The organism is Streptomyces sp. NPDC041205, from assembly GCF_055591765.1.
Window position 1 is genome coordinate 567,498 of record NZ_JBVIZH010000002.1, and the last position, 13,317, is coordinate 580,814.

12 protein-coding genes are annotated in these 13,317 nt (G+C 72.6%); 6 read left to right on the forward strand and 6 right to left on the reverse strand.

Annotated features, from left to right (window positions below; genetic code table 11):
- The first annotated feature begins 65 nt into the window (after nucleotides 1–65).
- The 3 genes from ACZ6BG_RS09495 to ACZ6BG_RS09505 all read left to right on the forward strand — a co-directional run bounded on the left by ACZ6BG_RS09495 (nucleotide 66) and on the right by ACZ6BG_RS09505 (nucleotide 2,702).
- The gene (locus ACZ6BG_RS09495) at nucleotides 66–797 is read left to right on the forward strand and encodes a TetR/AcrR family transcriptional regulator (protein WP_468999082.1); all 732 of its coding nucleotides are present in this window, start codon (nucleotides 66–68) and stop codon (nucleotides 795–797) included.
- Nucleotides 798–870: 73 nt separating this feature from the next.
- Complete coding sequence (locus ACZ6BG_RS09500) at nucleotides 871–1,191, forward strand: hypothetical protein (RefSeq protein ID WP_468999084.1); 321 nt, start codon at nucleotides 871–873, stop codon at nucleotides 1,189–1,191.
- A gap of 359 nt (nucleotides 1,192–1,550) precedes the next feature.
- Nucleotides 1,551–2,702 carry a C40 family peptidase gene (locus ACZ6BG_RS09505; protein WP_468999086.1) on the forward strand — a complete coding sequence of 384 codons (1,152 nt, stop codon included), beginning with the start codon at nucleotides 1,551–1,553 and terminating at the stop codon, nucleotides 2,700–2,702.
- Nucleotides 2,703–2,889: 187 nt separating this feature from the next.
- Here the strand turns inward: ACZ6BG_RS09505 and ACZ6BG_RS09510 are convergent, their stop codons facing one another.
- From ACZ6BG_RS09510 to ACZ6BG_RS09530, 5 genes are read right to left on the reverse strand one after another with little or no spacing between them, the layout of a single operon-like run.
- Nucleotides 2,890–4,125: a styrene monooxygenase/indole monooxygenase family protein gene (locus ACZ6BG_RS09510; RefSeq protein ID WP_468999088.1), complete on the reverse strand. Its 1,236-nt coding sequence runs from the start codon at nucleotides 4,123–4,125 to the stop codon at nucleotides 2,890–2,892.
- Between the two features lie 26 nt (nucleotides 4,126–4,151).
- Nucleotides 4,152–4,814, reverse strand: a complete 663-nt coding sequence (locus tag ACZ6BG_RS09515; protein ID WP_468999091.1) for a GTP-binding protein — start codon at nucleotides 4,812–4,814, stop codon at nucleotides 4,152–4,154.
- Entirely contained in the window at nucleotides 4,795–5,208 is a 414-nt protein-coding gene (locus ACZ6BG_RS09520; protein WP_468999095.1) for a DUF742 domain-containing protein, read from the reverse strand. Before ACZ6BG_RS09520 ends, ACZ6BG_RS09515 begins: the two co-directional genes overlap by 20 nt.
- Nucleotides 5,208–5,753, reverse strand: coding sequence for a roadblock/LC7 domain-containing protein (locus tag ACZ6BG_RS09525; protein ID WP_468999097.1), 546 nt, complete (start codon nucleotides 5,751–5,753; stop codon nucleotides 5,208–5,210). Before ACZ6BG_RS09525 ends, ACZ6BG_RS09520 begins: the two co-directional genes overlap by 1 nt.
- Before the next feature lie 8 nt (nucleotides 5,754–5,761).
- Nucleotides 5,762–8,821 carry a sensor histidine kinase gene (locus ACZ6BG_RS09530; protein ID WP_469000167.1) on the reverse strand — a complete coding sequence of 1,020 codons (3,060 nt, stop codon included), beginning with the start codon at nucleotides 8,819–8,821 and terminating at the stop codon, nucleotides 5,762–5,764.
- A gap of 385 nt (nucleotides 8,822–9,206) precedes the next feature.
- Here ACZ6BG_RS09530 and ACZ6BG_RS09535 point away from each other — a divergent pair, with 385 nt between their 5' ends.
- Together ACZ6BG_RS09535 and ACZ6BG_RS09540 are read left to right on the forward strand one after the other, a co-directional pair.
- Nucleotides 9,207–10,052 (forward strand): protein phosphatase 2C domain-containing protein, encoded by an 846-nt coding sequence (locus ACZ6BG_RS09535; protein WP_468999099.1) that lies wholly within the window; start codon nucleotides 9,207–9,209, stop codon nucleotides 10,050–10,052.
- A 219-nt stretch (nucleotides 10,053–10,271) separates the two neighbouring features.
- Complete coding sequence (locus tag ACZ6BG_RS09540; RefSeq protein ID WP_468999102.1) at nucleotides 10,272–11,627, forward strand: hypothetical protein; 1,356 nt, start codon at nucleotides 10,272–10,274, stop codon at nucleotides 11,625–11,627.
- A 28-nt stretch (nucleotides 11,628–11,655) separates the two neighbouring features.
- Here the strand turns inward: ACZ6BG_RS09540 and ACZ6BG_RS09545 are convergent, their stop codons facing one another.
- Nucleotides 11,656–12,150 carry a MarR family winged helix-turn-helix transcriptional regulator gene (locus tag ACZ6BG_RS09545; protein WP_469000169.1) on the reverse strand — a complete coding sequence of 165 codons (495 nt, stop codon included), beginning with the start codon at nucleotides 12,148–12,150 and terminating at the stop codon, nucleotides 11,656–11,658.
- A 300-nt stretch (nucleotides 12,151–12,450) separates the two neighbouring features.
- Here ACZ6BG_RS09545 and ACZ6BG_RS09550 point away from each other — a divergent pair, with 300 nt between their 5' ends.
- Entirely contained in the window at nucleotides 12,451–13,290 is an 840-nt protein-coding gene (locus ACZ6BG_RS09550) for a lysozyme (RefSeq protein ID WP_468999105.1), read from the forward strand.
- The last annotated feature ends 27 nt before the right edge of the window (nucleotides 13,291–13,317 follow it).

Consider the following 13,317-nt stretch of genomic DNA (forward strand, 5'->3'; position numbering starts at 1 on the left):
GCCCCGGGCCCCGGGGTGCCCCCGCACCCGACTCTTCGTACGAAAACACGGTTACGCTGCGGGACATGACCCAAGCCGTCGGCCCCACCCGCGCGTACCGGCGCCTCAGCGTCGAGGAGCGCAAGAGCCAGCTCCTCGACGCCGCCCTCAACCTCTTCGCGCACCGCGCGCCCGAAGAGGTCTCCCTCGACGACGTCGCGGAGGCCGCCGGGGTCTCGCGGCCCCTGGTGTACCGCTACTTCCCCGGCGGCAAGCAGCAGTTGTACGAAGCGGCGCTGCGCACGGCCGCCGACGAGCTGGAACAGTGCTTCGCCGAACCGCAGGACGGCCCGCTCACGCGGCGCCTCGGCCGTGCCCTCGACCGGTACCTCGCCTTCGTCGACGAGCACGACACCGGGTTCAGCGCGCTGCTCCAGGGCGGCAGCGTCATCGAGACCTCCCGCACCACCGCCATCGTCGACGGCGTCCGCCGCGCCGCCGCCGAGCACATCCTCGCCCACATGGAACTCCCCGAGCCGCCGAGCCCCCGGCTCCGCATGACCGTCCGCATGTGGATCACCGCCGTCGAGGCCGCCTCCCTCATCTGGCTCGACGAGGACAAGCAACCGCCCCTGGACGAGCTGCGCGCATGGCTCGTCGAACAGTTCGTCGCCCACATCACGGCCACGGCGGGCCGCGACCCGCAGACCGCCGCCATGGTCCGCCACGCCCTCTCCCTGGAGACACCGGAGGGCGCGGTGGGCGAGCTGGCGCGCCGGGTCCTTCCGGTGGTGGCGGAGGCGGGCCACCTGCTCTAGGGGACGCGCGGGCTGCGGGGACGCGCGGACCGCCGTGGCCGCGCGGTCGGGTCGCCGGGGAGACACTGGTGCCGTGAAGAGTGAAGAGACCCCCTTCGTGGGCGGCCCCCTGGACGGCCGCGTCCTGCCCGTCCTCCTCGGCCCGACCGGCCACCCCCCGAAGGTCTACCGCGTCCCCGTCCCCGACGACGCGGGCGGCGAGCCCACGATCCTCGTCTACCGCCGCGTGGCAGCGGGCACCGCCCGCCGCTTCGGCCTCCACCCCGGCTGGAAGTACGAGTACGACGCCGGGGGCGGCGGGGGCGAGGGGGGTTTCCGGAACTTGAAGTGGCCGTGGTCGAAGCCAGGTCCTGGGCGGACGGCCGGGACGGACGCGGACGGCCCCGGGGCGTAGCTCCAGCCCCTGCCGGGCAACTCTCAGCCCCTGCCGGGTATCTTCCAGCCCCTCGTGGGGGTCCCCTGCTCGTTAAGAGCTCGGGGGAGTTTGAGGAGCGGGGTCTGGGGCGGAGCCCCCCCACGCGGCGGAGCCGCAAATCGACACAGCCGGGAAGGGGCGGGATTGGGGAAAGCCCCGCAGGGCCCGCCCCCGACGACCACCGACGCCGACGCCAGGTGCAACCCGCCGCGCCGCGAACCCCTGGACGGGTGACCTCATTGCGCCAACCGCCCACCGCCACCGCGCGCCCCACACCCCGCCATCCCATGCTCACGGTGCACGGGCGGACCCCCCGCCCCACACCGGGAGGTGATGACATGTCAGGAAGGCTGCTGCGCTGGGCGTGCACCGGATCCGCACTCTCCGCGCTGCTCACCGCCACCCCCCTGACCCCGCACGCCGCACCCGCACACGCGGCCCCCGCCCCCGCCCCCGGCAACCGCTCCGTCGCCGAACTCCTGACGGACCTTCAGCGCCTGTACCGCAAGGCCGAGGAGTCCACGGAGACGTACAACGCGACCGAGGAGAAGCTCACCGACCAGCGCCGCCAGGTCACCGGCCTCAACCGCAGCCTCGCGCGGGCCCGCGCCTCCGCGCACGACGGCAGAGGCGCGGCCGGCCGCCTCGCCCGCCAGCAGTACCAGCACGGCACCATCGAGATCTCCTCCTACGTACGCCTCCTCCTCGCCCGGAATCCGCAGGGCGCCCTGGACCAGCGACACGTCCTGCGCCGCGCAGCCGCCGAGCGGGCCGCCACCGTCACCCGGCTCGTCGACGGCGAGAAGAAGGCCGCCGGCCTCGCCCGCGCGGCCCGCCGCGCCCTCGCCACCCAGGAGGCCCTCGCCCAGCGGCAGCGGACCGCCCGGGACGCCGTGCGGACCCGGCTCAAGGAGGTCGAGGAACTGCTCGCCTCGCTCTCCGCCGAGGAGTTGGCCGCACTGGGTCGGGCCGAGGAGGACGGGGCCGCGCGGGCCCAGCGGCGGCTCGTCGCGTCCGGGGCGCTCGGGGCGCCGGCCGGGGTCGGGCGGGCGCCGTCCGCCCGGGGGGAGCGGGCGCTGCGGTACGCCGTGGCGCAGATCGGGAAGCCGTACGAGTGGGGGGCGGAGGGGCCTGCCACCTTCGACTGTTCCGGGCTCACCCAGCGGGCCTGGGGGGTGGCGGGCCACGGCATCCCCCGGACCAGCCAGCAGCAGTGGGCCCGGCTGCCCCGGGTCCCCCTCCGGGACCTGCGCCCCGGCGACCTCGTCGTCTACTTCCCCCGCGCCACGCACGTCGCCCTCTACCTCGGCCGCGGCAAGGTCGTCCACGCCCCCCGGCCCGGGGCCCGCGTCAAGGTCTCGCCCCTCGCCGCGAACCCCGTCCTCGGCGCGGTCCGCCCCGACCCCCGGGGCACACCGGTCTCCGACTACCGCCCGCCCCGCTTGCCCGCGGGGGCGACGAAGGGGGCGGACCGGGGGTGGGCGGGGTAGGCCTCGCGGGGGCGCCCCAGTCCCACCCCTTCCCGAAACCGGGGGCCGCGCCCCCGGACCCCCGCTGATCGGCGCTCCGCACCCCGCTCCTCAATCGCCGGACGGGCTGGAAGATCCAGCCCCTCCGGCGATTGAGGAGCGGGGTCTGGGGCGGAGCCCCAGGATCGGGAAGGGGCGGGGTCGGGGGCTACGCAGCCGCGACCTCCGCCAGATACCCCTCCGCCAGCTCCGCCTCGTAGAAGTAGTTCTCGAAGTCCGCCGGATCGTTGAAGCCGTTGGCGAAGCGGTCGGCGACGGGCTGGAGGTCGCCGGCGGCGCCGAGGAGGTTGAGGACGTGCTCGGGCGGCACGCCCAGCATGGCGTTGGTCCACTTGGTGACGTGCCGCGCAGTGGCCCAGTAACGGTCGAAAGCCCCCTGCATCCACGCCTCGTCGAACGGCCGCTCCCCATGGGAGACGATCGACGAGAGATAGGAAGCGGCGCACTTGGACGCGGAGTTGGATCCCTGCCCGGTGATGGGGTCGTTGGCGACGACGACGTCGGCGACGCCGAGGACGAGCCCACCGCTGGGCAGCCGCCCGACGGGCTTGCGCACGGTAGGGGCGTACCGCCCGGCCAACGTGCCACCGGCGTCGGTGAGTTCGACCTTGGTGGCGCGGGCGTACTCCCAGGGCAGGAACTTCTCCAGGAGTTCGAGGGTGAGGGCGAGGTGCTCACCGGGGTCCTTGACGCCTTGGAAGACGTCGAGCGGACCGCCGGGAACGCCTTCCCAGAAGAGGATGTCGGCGCGCCCGGACGTGGTGAGCGTCGGCATGACGAAGAGTTCGCCGACGCCCGGCACGAGGTTGCAGCGTACGGCGTCGAACTCGGGGTGCTCGGGCCGCGGCCCGAGGCCGTGGACGTAGGCGACGGCGAGGGCCCGCTGCGGCGCGTCGTACGGCGAACGCGAGGCGTCCCGCTCGAACATGGACACCAGCTCGCCCTTGCCCGCGGACACGAGCACCAGGTCGTACGTACGGGAGAAGTAGTCCAGGTCGGAGACCGCCGCGCCGTGGATGACGAGCTGCCCGCCGCGCTGCGCGAACGTCTCCATCCACCCGGCCATCTTCACGCGCTGGTCGACCGACTGCGCGTACCCGTCGAGCCTGCCGACCCAGTCGATGACGCGGGCCGAGTCGGGGCCGGCGACGGAGACGCCCACGCCCTCGATGTCGGGGGCCTGGGACTCCCAGAAGTTCAGGCCCAGTTCCCGCTCGTGCTGGAGGGCCGTGTGGAACATGCACTGCGTCGACATGACCCGGCCGGCCCGGATCTCGTCCGCCGTGCGGTTGGACATGAGGGTGACCTCGTACCCCTGCGACTGGAGTCCGAGCGCGATCTGGAGGCCGGACTGACCGGCTCCGACGATGAGTATCTTCCGCATGCTGATGGGGATCCTTCTGTTCAGGGCTACTCGGGGGTGCGGGCCAGCGCGTGCCCCACCAGCGCGAGCAGCGACTCGATCGCCGAGATCCGCTGCCGCGCGTCCATGATCAGGACGGGGATGTGCGCGGGCACCGTCAGCGCCTCTCGGACGTCCTCGGCCTCGTACCGCTCGGTGCCTTCGAAGTGGTTGACGGCCACGACGTACGGCAGTCCGCAGCTCTCGAAGTAGTCGAGCGCGGGGAAGCAGTCGGTGAGGCGGCGGGTGTCGGCGAGCACCACGGCGCCGATCGCGCCGCGCACCAGGTCGTCCCACATGAACCAGAAGCGCTGCTGGCCCGGTGTGCCGAAGAGGTAGAGCACCAGGTCGTCGTCCAGCGTGATGCGGCCGAAGTCCATGGCGACCGTGGTCGTGGTCTTCTGGGGGGTGGCGCTCAGATCGTCGGTGTCCGCGCTGGCCTGCGTCATCAGCGCCTCCGTCTGGAGGGGCGTGATCTCGGAGACGGCGGTGACGAGCGTGGTCTTGCCCACGCCGAAGCCGCCCGCGACGACGATCTTCGTGGCGATCGGCGCGCGGGTGTGGTCGTTCTGCCAGGCCTGCACGCCCTCTTCGCGGGCGAGGAGTTCGGAGACGGCGGAACCGGAGATCGTGGGGTCGGAGACGGTGGAGTCAGAGACGGCGGAGTCCACTCAGCACCCTTTCGAGCAGTGCGCGGTTCGGCTGCCCGGGGCCGTGGCCCGTTCCGTACACGCGGATCTTTCCCTGGTCGGCGAGGTCGCTGAGCAGGACGCGGACCACGCCGAGGGGCATCTTCAGGAGCGCGGAGATCTCGGCGACCGTACGCATCCGGCGGCAGATCTCCACGATGGCCCGCATCTCCGGCATGACACGGGTGCTCAGCGGGTCGCCCTTGCCCAGCTCGGGCCGCTCCCCGGGGGCTTCGAGGGCGGGGGTGGCGGCCACGAACGTCTCGACGAGCAGGACGTGCCCGAAGCGGGTGCGGCCACCGGTCAGCGAGTACGGGCGCACGCGCGCCGGCTTCCGCGCGCCGCCGCGCCGGGGCAGCTCGGGCACGGCGCTCATCACGCGTTCTCCATCGACTGGCGCAGCTCGCTGCGGAGTTCGGGCGTGAGGACGTGTCCGGCGCGGCCGACGAACAACGCCATGTGGTACGCGACGACCGTCATGTCGCAGTCGGGGGTCGCATGCACGCCAAGGAGTGAGCCGTCGCTGATCGCCATCACGAAGAGGCTGCCCTCGGCCATGGCGACGACGGTCTGCTTGACCGAGCCGCCGTCCATCAGCCGGGCCGCGCCGAGGGTCAGGCTGCCGAGCCCGGACACGATGGTGGCCAGGTCGGCGCTCGAACCCCTGGGCCCGGTGGGCCTGGTGGCGGGGCGGCGCTCGGCGTTGCGCACGGGGTCGGAGGAGAGCAGCAGGAGTCCGTCGGACGAGACGACGGCGACCGAGAGGATTCCGGGGACCTCCTCGACCAGGTTGGTCAGGAGCCAGTGGAGGTTCTTGGCCTCACTGCTGAGTCCGTAGGCGACGGGTTCGCCGGACGCCGACGCGGGGTCGGTGCCCGGGTCGGGTTTCACTGGCTTGGCGGAAGAACCGGGTGTGCGCATGGGCGCAGTCAACTGCTTGCCTCCTCGACTGGGTCCCCCGGAACATCTGCGGCACGGTGGCCTTCGGCACTCTCTTCTGTACGGGCTTCTGTACGGGCCGCTGTGCGGGATTCCGCACGGGCTTCTGTGCGGGTTTCCTCAGGGGATTCCGCACGGGCCAGCTCCGCCGCCACGTCGCGGCGGCCGCTGTTGGCCCCCTGCTGGAACCCGCCGAGCCTGCGCCGCAGCTCCTCGGCGTCGACGGCGGGCCGCGGCTGCGGTGTGGCGCTCGCGGCGGTGACGCTGATCCTCGGGGTCCGCTTGGGGAGGCCCTTGGCGGTGAAGACGGGGGCGTCAGCGTCCCCCGACAGCGCCTCGGGCTCCCGTACGGACTCGGCTTCCGGAAGGCCCCCGCCCTCCGGGAGCTCGTCCGGGAACTCGTCCGAGAGCTCTTCCAGGAGCTCCTCCGGCAGCTCTTCCGCCGCCACCGCCGCGTCCCGCTCCGACGGCGACTGCGCGTCCGGCTTCGGGCGCGCCTCCTGCTCCGGCCGGACCTCGTCGTCCGGCCGCGCGTGCGGCTCCGCGTCGTCCGGGTGGTCGGCCGGGACGGGCGGTGCCAGGAGTTCGAGAGTCGTCTCCGCGGCGGCGATCAGGGGGTCCCGCTCGTCCGAACGGGACGGCAGGACATTGGAGTTGGCCTCTGCCTCGGAGCCGGGCAACTGCACCAGCGGCGAATCGACGCGCGCGGCGGGCACCGCGCCGGGCGCGGGCGGGGCGGCGAGGATGCCGTCGGGCAGGACGACGACCGCCGCGACCCCGCCCTGTTTCTGCTCGCGCAGCCGCACCCGCGCCCCGTGCCGGGCGGCGAGCCGCGCCACCACGTACAGGCCGAGCCCGAGGCCGTCGCCGCTCTCCTGGTCGTACACGTCGTCGGGGGAGAACTCCGCGAGCCGCGCGTTGAGTTCGTCCAGACGCTCCGCGGCGACGCCGATGCCCTCGTCCTGCACGGAGAGCATCACCTCGCCGTTCTCCAGGAGCCAGCCGGACACCTCGACGGCGGCGTCGGGCGGCGAGAACGAGGTGGCGTTCTCCAGGAGTTCGGCGACCAGGTGGCTGATGTCGTCGGCGGCGAACCCGGCGATGTGCGCGTGCGGCGGCAGCGTGGCGATACGGACGCGTTCGTACCGCTCGATCTCGCTGACGGCGGCGCGTACGACGTCGACGAGCGGCACCGGACCCGCGTGCTGGTGGCCGTGCTCGGCGCCCGCGAGGACCAGGAGGTTCTCGCTGTGACGGCGGGTGACCGTGGCGAAGTGGTCGAGCTTGAAGAGGGTGGCGAGCCGGTCGGGGTCCTGCTCGCGCTCCTCCAGGCTCTCGATGACGGCGAGCTGCCGCTCGACCAGGCCGAGCGTGCGCAGCGCGAGGTTCACGAACGTGCCGTGGATGCTGCGGCGCACCCGCTCCAGATGGACGGCGGCCTCGGCGAGTTCGGCGCGCAGCGCGTCGCGCTCGTCGGCCATCTCCTGCCGGGCGTCGGCCATCGTCTGCCGCTGGCCGACGAGGTGCTTGCGGTCGGCCTCCAGGGTGGTGAGCCGTTCCTGGAGGGCGACGGCGTGGCCGTGCAGCGCGTTGACGGAGCGCACGACCGCGGCGAACTCGTCGTCGCGGCCGGTGAAGCGCACCGGCTCCTCGGTCACGGGCGCGGTCGCGACCCGCTCCGAGCCCCGGCGCAGCACGGCGAGCGGCCGGGTCAGCGAGCGGGCCGTGCCCATGCACACGCCGACGGCGACGAGCAGCAGCACGCCGACGAGGGCGACGCGGATCTCCAGCGCGGTGACGTCGTCGTCGCGCAGGTCGCCGAGGCTCTGGGTGCGGGCGTCCGCGAGCGCGTTCTCGGCGCCGCGCATGGCCTCGATACGGGCGGACAGCGCGCTGTCGAGCTTCTCGCGGTCCAGGCGCTGGTCGGCGGTGGAGAGCCGGGGCCGGTCGGTGAGGCGCGTCAGGTACTGCTCGGCGGTCGTGACGCCGTTGCCGGTGACGGTGGACTCGTAGGTGGCGCGGGCCTTGGCGGGCGCGGTGTCCAGGAAGTCGGCGAGCGCGGCCAGCTCCCGTACGTGGGCCTGCTGGGCGGCGGCGCTGAGGCCGTCGCGGCGCCCGTCCTCCTCGCTGTCACCGGTGCCGGAGTTGGTGGGCAGTCCGGTGACCGGGTCGACGGTGGAGCCGGTCGACGCGGGGCGGGGCACGGCGAGCGCGGCGAGCAGCAGGCCGCGCGCGGATCCCGCCTGGTCGACCGCGTGGTCGAGGTCGGCGAGGGCGTGGGCCCCGGAGCCCGCGCGCGGCGGGAGTCTCTCGGCGAGTTCACGGGTGAGGCCGTGCAGTTCGGCGATGGCCTTCGCGTACGCCTTGTGGGCGTCGAGGGCGCTGGTCTTGCCGGTGAGCGCGGCCCTGCGCACGGACGCGAGCCCGGCGAGGTCGCGGCGCAGCTCGGCGGTGACGGAGGTGTTGGTGTTCGCGTCGGCGGCGGCCTCGCGGAGCTCCTCGATGCTCCGGTCCACGCGCGCGCTGTGGCTCTCCGACAGGCCCTTGCCGTCGGGGCGTCCGGCGGCGATGTACGCGGTGACCTCGTCGCGCTCGTCGGCCAGGGAGTGACTGAGCGTGATCGACTGCTGGGTCAGCTCGGCGAGCGTCACCAGGCTCTGCGATTCGTTGAGTTGGCTGGACGCGGTGACGATGACGGGCGCACCGGCTCCGGCCACGGCGGCGGCGACGACTGCGACGGCCACTATGAGGCGGTTGCGGACGCGGGCTTTGGGTGGGGTGGGAGGTGCGGGGGGCACGGGGGTGGCCGTCGTGGGGGTGGGCGCGGTCGGCTCGCCGCCGGGCTGGGCGTGCGTCGCCGCGCTGGAGGTGGCGCCCGTCGCGGACGAGGTCAGACTCGTCGCGGGCGAAGCCGTGTTCGCGGGCGAAGCCGTGCCCGCGCCGGACTCCGGCGTGCCCTCCGCGGCGTCGGGCCCCCGCTCCGCGGGAGGGGTCGCGCCCGGCGAGTCACCTGCCGAGGGCTTCTGCCTGCCTTCGCGCCGAGGCCGCATCTCTTGCACCGGTGCTCGCATTCCTGTTTTCGTCTGCCCTAGGGCCCAGGTGACGATCCGTCAACGCGAGCGCCCCCCGCACGGTTCCCGACCTTCGCAGACGATTCCAGTGCCGGAGCGCGGCAGTCGAGCATCGTCTGCCTGGCCACCTGAAGGAGTGAACATCGGCAGGGAGTTGGTGAGCAAGTCACCCTGCGTGTCGTGCGGGCCGCGCGCGGTGTGCCAGTTGGACGTCTGTGGGCGGCTTTGGCAGGATGCGCCGCCACACCGACGTCGGAGTTGATCATTCCGGCCGAAATCCGGCGCCTGACCTGCCGACTCCCCCGCTCCGCCGCTCACCACGCCCGCCCCGGGGCCGCACCCGCGCCTCGGGCAGACTGGCGGAATGCGCATCGAACTGACCACCGAACCCGGCGACCCGGACCGCCCCAACGAGGACTACGCGTCGGTGGCGCTCCCCGCGTCCGGACAGGGCGGATCACTGGTGCTCCTGGACGGGGTGACGCCTCCGTCCGGCGACACCGGCTGCTCGCACACCGTCCCGTGGTTCACCGCCCGCCTGGGCGGCGCCCTGGGCGAACTGTCCGTTTCACGGCGGGATATGACGCTGCCTGAGATCCTCGCGGCGGCCATCGCGCGCACCGCGGACACCCACCGTGACACCTGTGACCTTTCTCACCCGCGTACCCCACAGGCGACGGTGGTCCTCGCGCGGTGGGACGCGGAGCGCGTCGAGCACCTGGTCCTGTCGGACTCCGCGCTGCTCGTGGCGGGCGCCGACGGCGAGGTGGAGGCGGTCCTCGACCCGCGGCTCGACCAGCTCCCGGACGCGGTCCGCGAGCAGCGCGACGCCGTACGGGCGCTGCCGCGCGGCTCGGCGGAGCGGCAGGCGGAGGGGCGCAGGTACGCGGCGGCGGTCGAGGCCCTGCGGAACGCCGAGGGCGGCTTCTTCACGGCGGCGGCGGATCCGGCGGTGGCCGCGCTCGCGGTCACCGGCGAACGGCGCCGCTCCGCGGTCACCGCGCTCGCGGCCCTGACGGACGGCGCCGGGCGCTGGGTCGAGACGTTCCGCGAGGGCGACTGGGCGGACTGCTTCGCGCTGCTGCGCAAGAGCGGCCCGCAGGCGCTGGTGGACCGGGTGCGGGAGTTGGAGCGGGCCGACCCGGAGGGCGCGGTGTTCCCGCGCGGGAAGCGGCACGACGACGCGGCGGCGGTGTACGCGGAGTTGTAGCTCCGCAGGTGTTTCAGCCCCGGCCGGCCGGGACACAAACAAAAACAATTCAATTCATCCATTCCCGCAATCGCGGCGAACTGATCTCGGGAACATTTCAACTGAAGCAGAGATCAGGAATTGTCTGTTGAAATTCGGTTCGGCGACAGGGAAGGATCAGCGGGCATGGGGAACGCATGACCACATCCGGTCATGTGCCCGCGCACGAAGGAGAATTGAATGTCCCGGCGCATGGCGGTCATCGCGGGTTCGGTACTCGCGGCCGCGCTGGTGCTCAGCGGCTGTGGTTCGGACGACGACGGCGGCGACAGCAAGGAGGGCGGTGCGGGTTCGGCCGGGGCCGAGGCGAAGGTGCTCGCCGAGGTGGCGCAACCGAAGGTCAGCGAGATGGCCGGGGCCATGGGCATGTGGACGACGGACAAGAATTTCGTCAAGGCCGGGCTCAAGAAGATATCCGGCTATCCACTGGCAGGCGGAAAGGCCGAGTGGGAGGTCCCGCTCACCGGTGAGATCTGCTGGTCGTCCCAGACGCCCACCAAGGACGGAAAGGTCGCCGTCGTCTTCCAGAACGACAAGGACGATCCGTCGGTGTGCACGGAAGTCGGCGTGGTCGACATCCGGCGCGGCAAAATGCTCTGGCACAAGCAGGGCGTGAACGCCGACGGCAACGCGGAGATGTTCGACGAGATCACGGTCGGCGGCGGCACGGTCGCCGCGGCGGGCACCAGCGCGAGCGCGGGCTGGAAGCTCGACGGCACGCCCCTGTGGAAGCCGTCCGACGAGACCTGCGACACGGTCGGCCACGCGGGCGACGACACCAAGCTGGTCGCGGTCCGTGACTGCGGCGACACCGACAACCCCAGGCTCCAGGTGGAGACGGTCGACCCGACGACACGCGCGGCGAAGTCCACGTACAAGCTGCCGCAGGGCACGGAGTACGTCCACGTGGTCGCCGTCGACCCGCTGGTGCTCGCCGCCGACGACGGCAAGTCGCAGGGTGGGTCCGGGATCTCGCGGTTCATCACCGTCGACGACAGCGCCGCGCGCGGCAAGGAGCTGAGCACGATCCCCGCGGGCGGCGGCAGGCACGGCAAGTACGAGGCCGAATGCCCGGCCACCGAGGTCACGGGCTGCGCCCAGCTCGCGGTCAGCAAGGAGAAGAACGCGCTGTACCTGGGCACTTCGGAGCCCGCGAGCAGTTCGTCCGAGGCCAGGAACGACCTGGTGTCCTTCGACCTGAGGACCGGCAGGCAACTGCGCCGGACGCCCGGCTCGGACTCGGGCCGTCTGGTGCCGATCGGCCTCGACGACTCCGGCAAGGTCATCGCGTACCAGGAGGCGAACGTGGCCCGCGAGGAGGGCGGCGGCGTCTGGCAGGCCGACCCGGGCACCCTCAAGGCCAAGCAGGTCCTCCAGCACCCGGCGGACAGCTACGAGATGGAGTCCCGCTTCGAGTCGGACCGCCGCGCCCTCTACACGGGCGGCCGCCTCTACCTGGGCGCGGACCACGTGACGGAACCGTCGACGGTGTACAAGACGGCGCAGCCGCTGGCGGTGGTGTTCGGGGAGAAGTAGGGGTGGTGTCCGGAGAGAAGCAGGGGGCCTAGGACTCGGCCCCGGCGTTCAGCTTCCCCAGCAGCCGGGCCAGCTCGGCCACCTCCCCCCGGTCCCACCCGGCGAGCTGCCGGACGTACCGCTCCCGCCGAGCCCCCCGAACCGTCCAGAACCGCTCACGCCCTTCCTCCGTGAGCCGCACGAGCCAGGCCCTGCCATCGGCGGGGTCTGGCTCACGCACGACCAGACCCAACTCCTCGAGGCCCCGCAGCTGCCTGCTCATCGTCGCCTTGCCGACCCCGATGAACGCGGCGAGATCGGTGGCCCGCCGCGGCCCCGACTCGTCCAGGAACGCCAGCAGCCCGTACGCGGCCGGTTCCAGATCCGGATGCACCTGCCGGGCCATCTCCCCGGACGAGGCCCGCGCCCGGCGCAGCAGCAGCGTCAGCTCCCGTTCCAGGGACAGGAATTCGTGGTCCACACCACCGCCGGACCCGGCCTCGCCCGCCCCGGCACCCTCGCCGCGGCCCGCGTCCTCGCGCATGTCAGCACCCATGCCACACATTTCCGATCCTGAAAGTTTCCGCCGACCACGGCCATCGCCGCAGCTCGACCAGTATTTCGCAGGCGTAGACCAACGGCGGGCGCGAGTACCTCTTCCCCTTCGGGGTCTACGTGCGTAGCGTCATTGATGACATGTTCACACCAGCGACATGTCGACAGGTCCCCCCACCGAGTCCCGTACTCACCGCACGCCCTCCGTACGACGCGGGAACCGTGAACCCCACGTAGGGAAAAGGCGCGCCTGCGCACGCGACTCCACGAGGCCTTTCGGAGGCACGCCATGCCCGTGCACAGACCTGGTACCGCCCGCCGCGCCCACCCCGCGGCCGGCGTTCTCCTCGCCCTCCTCTCCGCCCTGACCCTCCTCATCACCCTGCCCGGCGCCGCGGCGGCCGCCGACGGTGACGACGTCCCGCCGCGCGGCTCCGCCCGCATGGGCATCGGCGTCCTCGAACACGACGGCCAGGGCGGTCGCCCCAGCGGCGGCGACGCCGTCCAGACCGAGGGCGTCGACGTCAGCAGCCACCAGGGCAACGTCAACTGGTCCGCCCTGTGGAACAGCGGCGTGCGGTGGGCCTACGTCAAGGCGACCGAGTCCACGTCCTACAAGAACCCGTACTTCGCCCAGCAGTACAACGGCTCGTACAACATCGGCATGATCCGCGGCGCCTACCACTTCGCCACCCCCGACACCTCCAGCGGCGCCGCCCAGGCCAACTACTTCGCGAGCAACGGCGGCGGCTGGTCCCGCGACGGCAAGACCCTGCCGGGCGCCCTCGACATCGAGTGGAACCCCTACGGCGCGGCCTGCTTCGGCAAGTCCCAGGGCGCGATGGTCGACTGGATCCGCGACTTCCTCAACACCTACAAGGCCCGCACCGGCCGCGACGCCGTCATCTACACCGCCACCAGCTGGTGGAAGCAGTGCACCGGCAACTACGGCGGCTTCGGCAACACCAACCCCCTGTGGATCGCCCGCTACAACACCAGCCCCGGCGAACTCCCGGCCGGCTGGGGCTTCCACACCATGTGGCAGTACACGTCGACCGGCCCCATTGTCGGTGACCACAACAAGTTCAACGGCGCCTACGACAGGGTGCAGGCCCTGGCCAACGGCTGACCGAGCCGCCTCGCACCCTAGGCGCGC

Excerpts from the sequence above, each read along its gene's own strand:
- ACZ6BG_RS09530 (WP_469000167.1), bottom strand. The coding sequence starts at position 8,821 with ATGCGGCCTCGGCGCGAAGGCAGGCAGAAGCCCTCGGCAGGTGACTCG.
- ACZ6BG_RS09495 (WP_468999082.1), top strand. The coding sequence starts at position 66 with ATGACCCAAGCCGTCGGCCCCACCCGCGCGTACCGGCGCCTCAGCGTC.
- ACZ6BG_RS09550 (WP_468999105.1), top strand. The coding sequence starts at position 12,451 with ATGCCCGTGCACAGACCTGGTACCGCCCGCCGCGCCCACCCCGCGGCC.
- ACZ6BG_RS09520 (WP_468999095.1), bottom strand. The coding sequence starts at position 5,208 with ATGAGCGCCGTGCCCGAGCTGCCCCGGCGCGGCGGCGCGCGGAAGCCG.
- ACZ6BG_RS09510 (WP_468999088.1), bottom strand. The coding sequence starts at position 4,125 with ATGCGGAAGATACTCATCGTCGGAGCCGGTCAGTCCGGCCTCCAGATC.
- ACZ6BG_RS09535 (WP_468999099.1), top strand. The coding sequence starts at position 9,207 with ATGCGCATCGAACTGACCACCGAACCCGGCGACCCGGACCGCCCCAAC.
- ACZ6BG_RS09540 (WP_468999102.1), top strand. The coding sequence starts at position 10,272 with ATGTCCCGGCGCATGGCGGTCATCGCGGGTTCGGTACTCGCGGCCGCG.
- ACZ6BG_RS09525 (WP_468999097.1), bottom strand. The coding sequence starts at position 5,753 with ATGCGCACACCCGGTTCTTCCGCCAAGCCAGTGAAACCCGACCCGGGC.
- ACZ6BG_RS09545 (WP_469000169.1), bottom strand. The coding sequence starts at position 12,150 with ATGCGCGAGGACGCGGGCCGCGGCGAGGGTGCCGGGGCGGGCGAGGCC.
- ACZ6BG_RS09505 (WP_468999086.1), top strand. The coding sequence starts at position 1,551 with ATGTCAGGAAGGCTGCTGCGCTGGGCGTGCACCGGATCCGCACTCTCC.